Below are 12,289 nucleotides of genomic sequence, written 5' to 3'. Positions count from 1 at the left end.
TCATGCGGCTAGATAAATTTTTAGTGGATTGTGGCGTGGGGAGTAGGACCGAGGTCAAGCAGCTTCTCAAGCAAAAGAAAATCACAGTGAATGGGAAAAAAGAGACAGCAGGGAAGCTACAGATTGATCCAGACGAGGATCAGGTGACCTTTATGGGGGAAAATCTGGTCCATGAAACCTTTGTGTATTATCTGCTTAATAAACCAGCTGGAGTCATCTCAGCGACTGAGGATGACCATCACCAAACTGTCTTGGATCTATTGGATGAGACAGCCCATCACAAGGAAGTCTTTCCTGTCGGGCGCCTAGATATCGATACCCATGGCTTGCTCCTTTTGACCAATAATGGTAAGCTCGCCCATGCTATGCTTTCACCGAAGAAGCATGTGTCGAAGGTCTACCGTGCCCAGGTGGCTGGGATCATGGATGAGGCAGATGTGGCCCGTTTTGAAGCAGGCATTGCCCTCAAAGATTTCACGACTTTGCCTGCGAGATTGCAGATCTTAGAGGTGGATGAGACAAGCGCCAGTTCCTATGTCGAAATTGAAATTGCAGAAGGAAAATTCCATCAGGTCAAGCGCATGGTCGCTGCCTGTGGCAAGGAAGTAGTGGATTTAGAGCGGATCTCTATGGGGCCTCTAACGCTAGATCCCACTCTTCAATTGGGAGAATGGCGGAGACTCCAATCTTCTGAACTCAAGTCCCTAGAGGTGTTTGGAGTTCCCTTATAAGCAAAAAACCAAGAGGCTGGGACAAAAGTCCTAGCCTCTTAATTGTTTTTGGATTGTCGAGCAAGACGCAGTGGTTGAGTGGGCTCTACTACGCTGCTTTCATCAGCTTTTACAGCCCTACTCAACTGTGTGGAGGTGGGACGACGAAATCGAATTCTAACGAATGACCGATTTCTGTCCCACTCTCTATTTTTCTTTGTATCAAAAAAATGTACTTAAAATACAAAAAAGCATATATAATAGCTTGTCTTCTCAAAGTAAATCGATTATAATGAAAAAAGATGGGTTGTGTATAAAATCACAATATGTAGTGATAATTTTTCGACTCACATACCTTATCTAGTAAACGTAGAAAAAGGAGAAAAATCGTTTATGAAAAAGTGGCTCTATTCTGTTGTGACAACAGTTGCCCTATTTTTACTAGCGGCTTTAGGATTTGCCAAACCCAATAGTCCAGCTAAAGTCCATGCAGATACGATCAATGATGTTGTGACATCTGTAAACATATCGAAATCAACTGGTGGAGCGATTACAGATCCACTCGGTGTTTGGGAGAGTTTTCAAGTTGAAGCAAACTTTGTGTTGCCGAATGGACGTGTAAAAGCGGGGGATCAGACCGTTATTCAACTTGGAGATGACTTTAAGGTCTTTGAAACGGACACCATCGACCTGCTGGATCCAAGTGGTCAAAAAGTTGCGACAGCAACGGTAGATGATCAAAGAAAAGTCATCACTGTAACCTATACGGATTATCCTGAAAGAATGGCCAATGTGACAGGGAAACTGCGTTTCTTTGCGCGTGTAGACCACCAAGTCGTCAAAGGTCAAAAGACACTTGAATTCAAACTTAAAATCGATAAAGATGTGATTCCAGGTGGAAAGATTGATTACAAAGGGGTGAATCCGGGTGAAAATCCTCCTACTCCAGAAGTCTTTAGCAAATGGGGTTGGACCAACTCAGATAATAAATTAAAATTGACCTATACCTTGAACATCAATCAAGGTCACACAGCCCTTCATAATATTGATATTAAAGACCAATTGGCCTTTACAGATGGAAAAATCAAAGCAGATTCTGTCAACATCCATACAGGAACTTGGCAGATCGATAACGAAGATGGTGCCTATCACTTAAGAGACACCACCAACGTCACCAAGAATTATTCCCCTGTTGTCAGTGCTGATGGGCGTTCTTTAACAGTTCATATCGGTGATCTAGCTCCAGAACAAGGAATGACGATTCGTTATGATGTTTATTTGGACAAGGTCCCAGCCATCAATACTTCCTACAAAAACAATGCGAAGATGACAGCTACAGAAATCAAGGAGCAAAATAAGGTTGCAGACATTCTGTATCAGTTCCTTGATGGAAAATTTAATGGTGAGAAATACTCCTTCACTATTCATAAAAAAGGTGAAAATGGTCAAGCTCTTGCAGGTGCCGTCTTTGCTGTGACAGCAGATGATACAGATGAGCAAGTTGGAACCATTACGACAGATGAGAATGGTGTTGGCACCATTACGGGCTTGATCAAACAAGCTTATACGGTTAAAGAAATTCAAGCTCCGACAGGCTATGTGCTCTCTGAAGAACCTATCAAGATCAGCAAGGATGATTTTGGAAATGACCTCGCGATTTCTCGTGATGTCGTAAACCAAAAAGAAAAAACAAGCGTTGCTGGTCAAAAGACATGGAATGATAATGATAACCAAGATGGCAAGCGTCCATCAAAAATCACAGTCAATCTCCTAGCAAATGGTGTCAAAGTCGCTTCCAAAGAAGTGAAACCAGATGCTGCAGGAACTTGGGCTTATCAGTTTGATAATCTCGATGTGGTCGATGATGCTGGCAATGTCATTGCCTACACTGTTTCAGAAGAACCTGTTGAAGGCTATGAAACAACTATCGAAGGAACCAATATTACCAACACTCGTACACCAGAAGTTGTTGAAATTCCAGTAACGAAGATCTGGAAAGATAATGATAATCAAGATGGTGTTCGTCCTGACAAGGTCACTGTTCGTCTCCTTGCAGATGGTACAGAAGTAGCTAGCCAAGAGCTAAGTGCAGCGACTGATTGGAAGACAGTCTTTACCAATCTTCCAAAATACAATAACGGTAAACAAATTGTCTACACAGTCACAGAAGACACAGTAGCCAATTACTCTGCTGCGATTGATGGAACAACTATTACCAATAGCTACAAGCCAGGTAAAACCAGCGTCACTGTTACAAAACGTTGGGAAGACAACAATGACCAAGATGGAAAACGTCCAAACACCATTAAGGTACAGCTTTATGCAGACGGCAAAGCTCAAGGAAAAGAAGTGGAACTTTCTGCTAAAAATAACTGGACTCATACCTTTAGCAATTTGCCTCTAAAAGCGAAAGGCAAAGAGATTCAGTACCAAGTGAAAGAAGTTGGAACAGTCAAAGGCTATACTAGTACGGTTGATGACAGTAACAAGGGAAATGTAGTGATCACTAATAGCCGCACGCCAGAAGTAACGGAAGTAGCGGTTAAGAAGATCTGGGATGACGCAGACAACAAAGATGGTGTTCGTCCTGAAAAAATCACAGTTCGTCTCCTTGCGGATGGTCAAGAAGTGGCTGTAAAAGAAATCACAGCTACTGATAATTGGCAGGCAAGCTTTACGGATCTACCCGTATACAAGGAAGGTAAGAAGATTATTTACACCATTACAGAGGATCCAGTAGTTGGTTATACAACAACTATTGATGGTTTCACGGTAACCAACCGTCATACGCCACCAACAACACCACCGACCACACCACCAAGTACACCACCAAGTACACCGCCAACGACACCACCGACCACTCCACCAACAACACCTCCTACAACTCCGCCAAGCACACCGGAGAAACCAGAAACTCCAACCACACCAAAAGAAGGGAAGAAAAAAATTCTTCCATCAACTGGTGAAGTTGTTGCTTACGGGTTGACCATACTCGGTGCACTCTCAGCAATTTTTGCTTTGGCTTTGCTCTTGCGTGGTAAACGGAAAGAGAAATAAGCTTCATACCATTAAAGAGGCTGGGACAAAAGTCCTAGCCTCTCAATTGTCTTTGGATTGTCGAGCAAGACGCAGTGGTTGAGTGGGCTCTACTACGCTGATTTTATCAGCTTTTACAGCCCTACTCAACTGTGCGGAGGTGGGACGACGAAATCGAGTTCTAACGAATGACCGATTTCTGTCCCACTCTCTTTTGAATAACTTGCTAGAAGAATGCTCCATCAAACCGTTCAAATTCTTGAGGTTCATCTTAAAAATCCATCTTGAAGGAAACATAAGTGTTTGACAGAAAGATGAAATCTTGGTAGAATAAGAAGGTCGAATAGACAACTAACTCTTTCTTGGTAGCAGGATATGCCAAACCTGCCACTCGGATAGAGCATAAAGAAAAGGAGCTTATCATGGCAATCTCAAAAGAGAAAAAAAATGAAATCATTGCACAATACGCACGTCACGAAGGTGACACTGGTTCAGTAGAAGTACAAGTTGCTGTCCTTACTTGGGAAATCAACCACTTGAACGAACATATCAAACAACACAAAAAAGACCACGCTACTTACCGTGGTTTGATGAAGAAAATCGGTCGCCGTCGTAACTTGTTGGCATACCTTCGTACAAACGATGTTAACCGTTACCGTGAGTTGATCAACTCTCTTGGACTTCGTCGTTAATCTTGCGTCTAAAACGTTTCTATACTTCGTTGACTTCGCCTCGATGTACCATCAGTACAATCTTCGGCTCGGCGCCTTGTCTAGAAACGTTTTATCCAGCAAGAATGGAGCCTTCTGAATTCAGAGGGCTTTTTTATTGAGGTTTTATCGGTCACAATTTTGGAGACTACAAAAACACTGCCCAAGAGCCAGCGAGCTGTCTGCAAGACCCCTCGGAGAGCCCAAACTTTACGAAGTAAAGTATAATGGGTTATACTTTACATGGAAGTAATCACCGAATTCCAGTGAGAAATTACTTTGTAACTACATTTTGAGGAGGAGTAAAATGCTTTCCTACGTTCGACATTACCCACTAGCGATAGCTAAATTAATGTGTCTGTGCTCTCCTAAAATTTGCTGATTTATTACTGACTAATACAGGAGTTTTTTTATGGGACAGACAATCATATCTGCTATTGGTGTTTATATTTCCACCAGTATCGATTATTTAATTATTTTAATTATTTTATTTGCACAGCTATCACAGAGTAAACAGAAATGGCATATTTATGCGGGACAATATCTAGGTACAGGCTTACTTGTAGGGGCGAGTTTAGTTGCTGCTTATGTCGTCAATTTCGTGCCTGAAGCATGGATGGTTGGATTGCTTGGTTTAATCCCTATCTATTTAGGGATTCGCTTTGCAATTGTTGGAGAAGGTGAGGAAGAAGAGGAAGAAATTATTGAAAGATTTGAACAAAGCAAGGCAAATCAACTGTTTTGGACAGTTACATTGCTAACAATTGCGTCTGGCGGAGATAATTTAGGTATCTATATACCTTATTTTGCTTCGTTAGATTGGTCACAGACACTCGTGGCGTTGCTTGTGTTTGCAATCGGCATAATTATCTTTTGCGAGCTTAGTCGTGTGCTATCCTCTATGCCGTTAATATCCGAGACAATTGAAAAATATGAGCGAATCGTTGTGCCCTTAGTATTCATTACACTTGGACTATACATCATGTATGAAAATGGCACGATAGAGCCTACAATTTTCGGTTCGTCGCCTTTTCTAGAACGATTTTATCCAGTATAATCTTCGGCTACGGTTCCTAGCATCGTAAGGTAAAATAGACCAGATCGATCTCCCTTCGGGGAGATTTTTTGTTTTATTGTCTTTTCTTTATCGCACAAGATCCATCATTCTGAGCAAGTCGTTTTGTTTGACAGATGTAACGAACGGAGTTACAATGTATACATCTTAAGAAATAGAGGTTACCGATATGATTGAAATTACATATCTAGATGGTGCAAAACATGAAAGAGTCATGCATTTTGATTCCTATGAAGAGTTTGAACGATCCCAACAGACCTGCTTGATTGGTGTAGCGGATTACTATCCTGTACAAAAATTGACCTATAATGGGCACGAACTCGATTACCAAGGCACTTACGGAGATGTCTTCTTCTATTTGATGAAGCAAGACCTCGATCAATACAAAAACTAAAGGAGAAAAACAATGGTAAAAGCAATTACAGATGCAACATTTGAAGCAGAAACTAAAGAAGGATTGGTCTTGGTAGACTTTTGGGCAACCTGGTGTGGCCCATGTCGCATGCAAGCTCCTATCTTAGAAAAATTATCGGAAGAACTTTCGGAAGATGAGTTAAAAATCCTGAAAATGGATGTGGATGAAAATCCTGAAACAGCGCGTGCTTTCGGCATTATGTCCATCCCAACCCTTCTTTTCAAAAAAGATGGGCAGGTTGTCAAACAAGTAGCAGGTGTACACACCGCAGCACAAATTAAGGCCATTGTGGCTGAGTTGAGTTAAAATTAATAGCACTCCCAATAGTAAGATAGGAGTGCTATTTTATATTCAAAGAAAGAGCACTGTTCTTTTAAATGAGGAACAAGGCTCTTTTATCATCAATTATTCTTCTGTTTCGAGAACAGTAACTTGAAATTTTTGGTGAGTTTTACATTCACTGTGTCACCATTAGTATTGAAAAGATTGAATAGCTTCTTTCAAGTCAGCTTGTAAAATGTTTCTCTGGTCGAGTTGGACATAGACTTCCAATAGGCAGGATCTGAAGTTGGAAAATTTATAAAAGTCTTCCCTTTCTTCTATTGGGAAATCAACAGCTTTTATCCAAGAAGCTACCTGCTCTTGATCTAACTTTCCCTGTAAAATAGGTTCATAAAGCACTCTCGCCAAGCGCCAATCCTCATCATCTGTAAAACGAATCGAAATTCTTTTAAAGATTTGGCCAAGTATGTCCAATCCGTCAAGTACTCTATTTTTAGGAAAGCCAGGATGACAAACCACTTCTGTCAAGAGGTCAGCTCCATGCGCAAAAGCGTGAACCCAACCATACTGACTGGAAAAACCTGTTGTATCCTTTTCTTTTGAAAGATAGTATAAGCCTTGATGTAAAAGGACAGTACGGATTTCCGCTTCTAACCCCTGATAAAAAATCGATTGCGGGTTGGCATCAACAGACAAGAGATTTGCATAAATCAGTGCCCTAAACGAACGTTCAAGTGTAGGCAACCCTAGCTTATCAATCTCTTTTTCTACTCCTTTATCGGACGAAATCGTCTCAGCAATGAAATGAAATTGTTCCTGTGTAAACAGTTCTTCTTGAATCCCTCTAGCCAAGCTGGTAAAAACGAGATCATCGCGAATTTCGGGCGAGGGATCTCCCAAATGTTCTAGCAACCACTGGATTTCTTCTTGACTAAAGCTTGGTTTTTCTTCTGTTACTTTATTTTGTAAATCTTGATACATGGTCAAAACCTCTACATTTTTAGCAACTTGATATAATCCAGCCCCCAGTTCTCCACAGCATCTAAGACAACTTTGAATTTCTGCCCTATTTCGGTTAAGCTGTACTCAACTCGTGGGGGAACTTCCGCATAGACCTTTCGTTGAATAATCTTATCCTTTTCTAATTGACGGAGATGACGTGTCAAAATAGTTTGAGTAATCCCAGGCAATAATCTTTGCAATTCTTTAAATCGTTTAGTACCCGTACTCAACTGATAAATGATTACCAGTGCCCATTTCCCTGTTAAAACCCTCTGCGTTGTCGCAAATGGACAAACACCATACTCACTTACTTTATTTGGCATAAAATATCTTCTTTCTATTTTTTTAAAAAAATTTATCTTTTAGTATCAACAATAGTACTACTTTTGATACCAGCTATCGAAAAAGTGTCTACTTGTTTTTTCGATTGTAACTGTTAAAATTATATCATAAAAAAGAAATGGGGAATAGATATGTCAACAAACTTAGAAATTTTCAATACTTATAACCAAGCTTTAATTGCTGGTGATTTTCCTGGTGTCTTTGAAACGATGGCAGACGATATTGTCTGGCATCAACCTGGTACTCATAGTATATCTGGTACAGTTGTTGGTAAGGACCAACTAGGATCTCACCTAGCTACATTTGCTGAGAAAACTAATGGAAGCTTTAAGGTGATAACAAATTGGGTTTCTGATAATAAGGATTTTGTCGCAGCTAATGTTACTTTTCTTGGAACACGGGCTGATGGTACTGAACTCAATATGAACGGGATTGACCTCTTCCGTATTGAAGACGGGAAAATCAAAGAAGTTTGGCTCTTCTCTTCAGATCAAGCTGAAGAAGATAGCTTTTGGGGATAAGCAAAACAGATTGGAAAAATCCAATCTGTTTTTGCTTATACTCCTAACTCTGCACTGTAGGCAATGATTTGATCCACAGTGTCTGAAAGGAATTGGATCGTATCGCGAAGTGGTTTGTCGGTTGAGATATCTGCTCCGATAATCATGGCTGACTCAAGTGGGGTCTTGCTACCGCCTGATTTAAGGAGATCTAGCCAATCTTTGGCTCCGTTTTCGGAGTCCTTCAAATGTAGGTAACCGGCTGTTGAGATAACTAATCCAGCTGAGTAGGTGTAGCTGTAAAGTCCCATGTAGTAGTGGCTTTGGCGCATCCAGGTCAAAGCTGCATCGTTATCGATTTCAACAGCATCTCCCCAGAACTCGGTCAAGACTTCCTTCATGATGCTGTTGAGCTTGCTAGCGCCGAAGGTTCCACCTTCTTCAATCAGCGTGTAGACCTTGCGTTGGAAGGCTGCTTCTAGCAAGTGGGTGATGAAGTTGTGGAAGTAGGTATCTGTCAAGCGGTGAGCTAGGGCAAAACGTTTTTGACGAGGATCGTCAAACTGGTGTTCCAAGTAGTCGCTAAGGAGGAGTTCATTAAAGGTAGAAGGAGCTTCCACATAGTAGGTCGACATGTGGGCGTTGAAGTAGCTTTGGTTGTTATCTGAAAAGATGAATTGACCAGAGTGTCCAATCTCGTGGATCAGGGTATAAACATCGCTCATCCGTCCTGTCCAGCTCATGAGGACATAAGGATGGACACGGTAAGGATCGGCTGCATAACCACCGGAATCCTTGCCTTCATTGGCCGCAAAGTCGACCCAACGTTCGGTTTGGTAGCGGGCAATTTCGCGAGAATATTCTTCGCCAAGAGGTGCCACGGATTTCATGACCAAATCATAAGCATCATCAATGGTAACATCTGGATTGAGCGCACTGTCCAAGTCCAACTTCCAATCAGCAAAGGTCATTTTTTCAAGGCCGTTGACCTTGGCCACGTGTTTGAGGAATTTTTGAGCGACCGGAGCGAAGTCCTTCATGATCAGGTCAATCTGACGGTCAAACATGGCACGATCCACTTCCTGCTCAGCCAAGAGATAGTCAAAGACAGAGTCGTAGCCACGCATATCTGCGATCAGCTTTTCAGACTTGACTTGGGCTAGATAGGTAGCGGCAGCAGTGTTTTGGTGTTTGCGCAATCCTTCTGAGAAAGAACGAAAGGCTTTTTCACGGATTTCCGCATTCTCATGGTTTTGGTAGAAGTTTTCATAGGTGACAAAGCTATTCCTGTAGACTTTTCCGTCCACTTCAAAATCAGCCATTTCAAAGTCACCTGCCCGCATCTTGGTGTAAATGTCTTGCGGTCCGTAGAAGACTTCACCGAGGTTGGTCAAAGTCTTTTCCACATCAGCTCCCAAGTAGTGAGCTTTTTTGATTTTAGCCTGACGAATGGCAAAAGTGAGGTGAGGGAGTTGACCCAGGCGCTCGAGGACCTCTTCGTCTGCTTCTACCAAAGCATCATCAAAGAAAGAGAGTTCGACGCTGGCCCAAGTTTCGAAATCCATCCCTGCTTGAGCAATTTCCGCAAAGGCTTCATCGCCAAAGTCTGTCGTTTGAGGCATAAAGCTGTAGTTACCAATGTGGCTGAGTTGGATCTGAATTTGTTCAAAGATGGTAAAGGCAGCTTCAAAATCTTCAAAAGTGTGGAGCTTGCCCTTGTAGTTGCGGACAAATTCATTGATTTCTTCGCGTGTTTTTTCAATGGCACGTAAGAAGTCTTCCTGGTCTTGGTAGAGGGCTGTGAGATCCCAGAGTTCGTTCTCAGGAAATTCAGAACGTTTTTTTAATTCCATAGTGTTCTCCTTTTTGATCAAATAACTATACTAAGTATAGCAGAAAAAGAGGTAGAAACATAGAGGGAGAGAGGAAATGCTTGTGTAATAATCTTGAAAAGAGCTGGAAAAATCGACCATTTTTGATATACTAGGATAGATATGAGGAGGTTTTTATGAAAAAGGTTATGATTTCACTACTGGCGGGTGTGTCTGTTCTATCTCTAGTGGCTTGCTCGCCCAAACGCTACGAACGCCAAAGTAAACCAAAGACAGCAACGTCATCAGCTGTTAAAAAAGAAAAGAAGGATACAGGTCAGAAGTATTTTCAAGAGGTTTTGGAGCGGTATGCTAAGTATGATACAGCTCTTAAAAATGGGGATAAAACAGGCCTCTTTGAGGAATTAAGCAAATTACAATCGGGTTCAGAAGAAAATATCTATCTGGATGCCTTGGAACGCTTGGGAACTCCCGTAACTTTCCAATACGCTTTTACAGACTTGAACCAAGATGGTATGGATGAGCTCTTGGTGTCTAATCAATACACTGGAAATAAACAGTATGTTTCTGCTATCTATTATCTCAAGGGTCAAAAAGCTGAATTGCTCCATACAGCTTATACAGCTGCGGTGGGTGGCTATCGCTCAAGTTTAGATGTTTTTGACAATGGGCAAATCGTCTATGCTACTTGGCAATCTGTGAATCCAGAAATGGAATTGAGCCTTTATTCGCTAGGAAAAGGGGAGGCTAAGGAAGAAAAGAAAGCGACCATTCAAATTGGGGGAAATCAAACGGCGGAGCAAGCTCTTGGGATTTCAGCCAAGAAGTTGGATCTCAGTAAGCTAGATTGGAAAAATTTTGATGGTACAGGGGATTCCAAATCAACAGCTAAAGCAGGAAAGCAGAAAACAGCTTCTTTCCAAGTCCAAGTTAACGTAGCGGATCTTCGCATCCGACAAGAACCCTCGACATCCGCTCCATCTGCAGGGATGATCGCAAAAGGAACTCACACCATTACGGAAACCGTAGAGGCAGATGGACATACCTGGGGCAAACTGGAATCTGGACAAGGCTGGATCGCCCTTGAATTCACAACGCGTGTGAGTGGAAATACCGAATCAGCTCCTGCTCCTGCCAATACAAAGACTGGAATGAATTTAGAAGAAATTAAAGCGGGAAATTTCTCAAGTGTAGCAGGAGTATGGAAAAATAAGCACGGAACTAGTATTGAGTTTGATGCGCAAGGAATCGTTAAGGTCGATGGTAGTGCTCTGAATGGTGTTCAATTTTCTGACTTTTACTTCAAAGAAGGCAATTTACACGGGCTTAGTCGGATGCCTGGAGCAACGAACGAAACGCCAATTCTTTTCATTCCTTCAAGAGAAGGTGGAAGTGAATCCATATACTGGAGTAAGAGTGATGTGACGAATGGCAACGACTTGTACTACCGTGTGGACTAAGAAAATAAGGAGACAAACATGAAAAAAATTGGAGCCTATTTACTAGCTACTGTACTATTGCTTTCCCTAGCAGCCTGTGCTCCGAAACGCTATGAGCGTAAGCACAGTCCGGTAGAGTCTTCATCAGTTAAACAGTCATCTGACAAGGCCAAAGAAAAAGAGCAGTCGGAAGAAGCTAAGTCGGATGAAAATGACAAAGAGGCCATTGGGACCTTGTCAAAAGCGGACCAAGCGGATATCTATTCGATCATTGAAAACAGTGCGTCTTTGACCTATTCACTTCAGGTGCAGCCGACTCGTTTGCTGGAGTTGAACAATGACCACAGTGCAGTTGAAGGCTACCCGCAAGACATGTTCATTGATTACTACAATACCTACACGCCGGGAACCTATAATTTACAAGATATCATTGATAAATTGAATGCAGAAGAAACATCGGACTCCATCCGCAGTCTTTCACAAGACAAGCTGATCCAACTAACAAAAGAAAAGAAAGACGGCTGGATCTATTCGACAAAAGACAAGGCCTTCTACGAAATTGTTCCTGGTGGTCGTGGGGGAGCGATGCCACCGATGGAGATTCCTTCACCTGATGAATGGGTGATTAATGAAGATTCGGTTGAAGTGACCACATCGATCCAAGGGACTTCTGAACCATACAGACGCTTTGTCTTGAAACGAAACAATAAGGACTATAAGGGTGGAACGCATAAAACACGCTTTTATGTCGACAGCACTGAATTCGTCAAATCGTAAAAATAAATGGAGACTATACCTAGCTCTAAAATTTTTATATAGAACTTACGGAAGATTCGCAGAAAAAGGCCCTTAAAGCCTTTTTCTTTTGGGCTTGAATATGTTAAAATAAAAGGTATACGTGCTTGGATACAAAGATGAGGATATAACATACAGATGGGTTGTTGAA

Annotated in this window: 12 protein-coding genes; 9 read left to right on the top strand and 3 right to left on the bottom strand. The window is 41.8% G+C overall.

What is annotated here, in order from left to right; translation table 11 throughout:
• The first annotated feature begins 2 nt into the window (after positions 1–2).
• The 6 genes from ACVC7Q_RS05380 (at position 3) to trxA (ending at position 6,252) form a co-directional block, all read left to right on the top strand.
• The gene (locus ACVC7Q_RS05380) at positions 3–731 is read left to right on the top strand and encodes a pseudouridine synthase (protein ID WP_447265109.1); all 729 of its coding nucleotides are present in this window, start codon (positions 3–5) and stop codon (positions 729–731) included.
• Positions 732–1,103: 372 nt separating this feature from the next.
• Positions 1,104–3,767, top strand: coding sequence for a Cna B-type domain-containing protein (locus tag ACVC7Q_RS05375; RefSeq protein WP_447265108.1), 2,664 nt, complete (start codon positions 1,104–1,106; stop codon positions 3,765–3,767).
• A 401-nt stretch (positions 3,768–4,168) separates the two neighbouring features.
• Positions 4,169–4,438 carry a 30S ribosomal protein S15 gene (gene rpsO, locus ACVC7Q_RS05370; RefSeq protein WP_003004251.1) on the top strand — a complete coding sequence of 90 codons (270 nt, stop codon included), beginning with the start codon at positions 4,169–4,171 and terminating at the stop codon, positions 4,436–4,438.
• Positions 4,439–4,868: 430 nt separating this feature from the next.
• Positions 4,869–5,513, top strand: a complete 645-nt coding sequence (locus ACVC7Q_RS05365; protein WP_447265107.1) for a CadD family cadmium resistance transporter — start codon at positions 4,869–4,871, stop codon at positions 5,511–5,513.
• A 187-nt stretch (positions 5,514–5,700) separates the two neighbouring features.
• A complete protein-coding gene (locus ACVC7Q_RS05360) occupies positions 5,701–5,925 on the top strand; it encodes a DUF4649 family protein (protein ID WP_049498040.1) in 225 nt (74 codons plus the stop codon).
• A gap of 12 nt (positions 5,926–5,937) precedes the next feature.
• Positions 5,938–6,252, top strand: coding sequence for a thioredoxin (gene trxA / locus ACVC7Q_RS05355; RefSeq protein WP_023919472.1), 315 nt, complete (start codon positions 5,938–5,940; stop codon positions 6,250–6,252).
• A gap of 165 nt (positions 6,253–6,417) precedes the next feature.
• Here trxA and ACVC7Q_RS05350 read toward each other — a convergent pair whose 3' ends face one another.
• Together ACVC7Q_RS05350 and ACVC7Q_RS05345 are read right to left on the bottom strand one after the other, a co-directional pair.
• Positions 6,418–7,209: a DUF2785 domain-containing protein gene (locus ACVC7Q_RS05350; RefSeq protein ID WP_447265106.1), complete on the bottom strand. Its 792-nt coding sequence runs from the start codon at positions 7,207–7,209 to the stop codon at positions 6,418–6,420.
• Between the two features lie 11 nt (positions 7,210–7,220).
• On the bottom strand, positions 7,221–7,553 hold the full coding sequence (locus ACVC7Q_RS05345; RefSeq protein ID WP_061455766.1) for a winged helix-turn-helix transcriptional regulator: 333 nt from the start codon (positions 7,551–7,553) through the stop codon (positions 7,221–7,223).
• A gap of 150 nt (positions 7,554–7,703) precedes the next feature.
• Between ACVC7Q_RS05345 and ACVC7Q_RS05340 the strand changes: the two genes are divergently transcribed.
• A complete protein-coding gene (locus ACVC7Q_RS05340) occupies positions 7,704–8,093 on the top strand; it encodes a nuclear transport factor 2 family protein (protein ID WP_049487783.1) in 390 nt (129 codons plus the stop codon).
• Positions 8,094–8,128: 35 nt separating this feature from the next.
• Here ACVC7Q_RS05340 and pepF read toward each other — a convergent pair whose 3' ends face one another.
• Positions 8,129–9,925, bottom strand: a complete 1,797-nt coding sequence (gene pepF / locus ACVC7Q_RS05335; RefSeq protein ID WP_447265105.1) for an oligoendopeptidase F — start codon at positions 9,923–9,925, stop codon at positions 8,129–8,131.
• A 155-nt stretch (positions 9,926–10,080) separates the two neighbouring features.
• Here pepF and ACVC7Q_RS05330 point away from each other — a divergent pair, with 155 nt between their 5' ends.
• Together ACVC7Q_RS05330 and ACVC7Q_RS05325 are read left to right on the top strand one after the other, a co-directional pair.
• Positions 10,081–11,364, top strand: a complete 1,284-nt coding sequence (locus tag ACVC7Q_RS05330) for a DUF6287 domain-containing protein (RefSeq protein WP_447265104.1) — start codon at positions 10,081–10,083, stop codon at positions 11,362–11,364.
• An 18-nt stretch (positions 11,365–11,382) separates the two neighbouring features.
• Positions 11,383–12,120, top strand: a complete 738-nt coding sequence (locus tag ACVC7Q_RS05325; RefSeq protein ID WP_447265103.1) for a hypothetical protein — start codon at positions 11,383–11,385, stop codon at positions 12,118–12,120.
• The last annotated feature ends 169 nt before the right edge of the window (positions 12,121–12,289 follow it).

It is taken from the genome of Streptococcus sp. W151, from assembly GCF_053010205.1.
This window is presented reverse-complemented; position numbering and strand designations above follow the sequence as displayed.

Excerpts from the sequence above, each read along its gene's own strand:
- trxA (WP_023919472.1), top strand. The coding sequence starts at position 5,938 with ATGGTAAAAGCAATTACAGATGCAACATTTGAAGCAGAAACTAAAGAA.
- ACVC7Q_RS05330 (WP_447265104.1), top strand. The coding sequence starts at position 10,081 with ATGAAAAAGGTTATGATTTCACTACTGGCGGGTGTGTCTGTTCTATCT.
- ACVC7Q_RS05380 (WP_447265109.1), top strand. The coding sequence starts at position 3 with ATGCGGCTAGATAAATTTTTAGTGGATTGTGGCGTGGGGAGTAGGACC.
- ACVC7Q_RS05325 (WP_447265103.1), top strand. The coding sequence starts at position 11,383 with ATGAAAAAAATTGGAGCCTATTTACTAGCTACTGTACTATTGCTTTCC.
- pepF (WP_447265105.1), bottom strand. The coding sequence starts at position 9,925 with ATGGAATTAAAAAAACGTTCTGAATTTCCTGAGAACGAACTCTGGGAT.
- ACVC7Q_RS05345 (WP_061455766.1), bottom strand. The coding sequence starts at position 7,553 with ATGCCAAATAAAGTAAGTGAGTATGGTGTTTGTCCATTTGCGACAACG.
- rpsO (WP_003004251.1), top strand. The coding sequence starts at position 4,169 with ATGGCAATCTCAAAAGAGAAAAAAAATGAAATCATTGCACAATACGCA.
- ACVC7Q_RS05375 (WP_447265108.1), top strand. The coding sequence starts at position 1,104 with ATGAAAAAGTGGCTCTATTCTGTTGTGACAACAGTTGCCCTATTTTTA.
- ACVC7Q_RS05340 (WP_049487783.1), top strand. The coding sequence starts at position 7,704 with ATGTCAACAAACTTAGAAATTTTCAATACTTATAACCAAGCTTTAATT.
- ACVC7Q_RS05365 (WP_447265107.1), top strand. The coding sequence starts at position 4,869 with ATGGGACAGACAATCATATCTGCTATTGGTGTTTATATTTCCACCAGT.
- ACVC7Q_RS05360 (WP_049498040.1), top strand. The coding sequence starts at position 5,701 with ATGATTGAAATTACATATCTAGATGGTGCAAAACATGAAAGAGTCATG.
- ACVC7Q_RS05350 (WP_447265106.1), bottom strand. The coding sequence starts at position 7,209 with ATGTATCAAGATTTACAAAATAAAGTAACAGAAGAAAAACCAAGCTTT.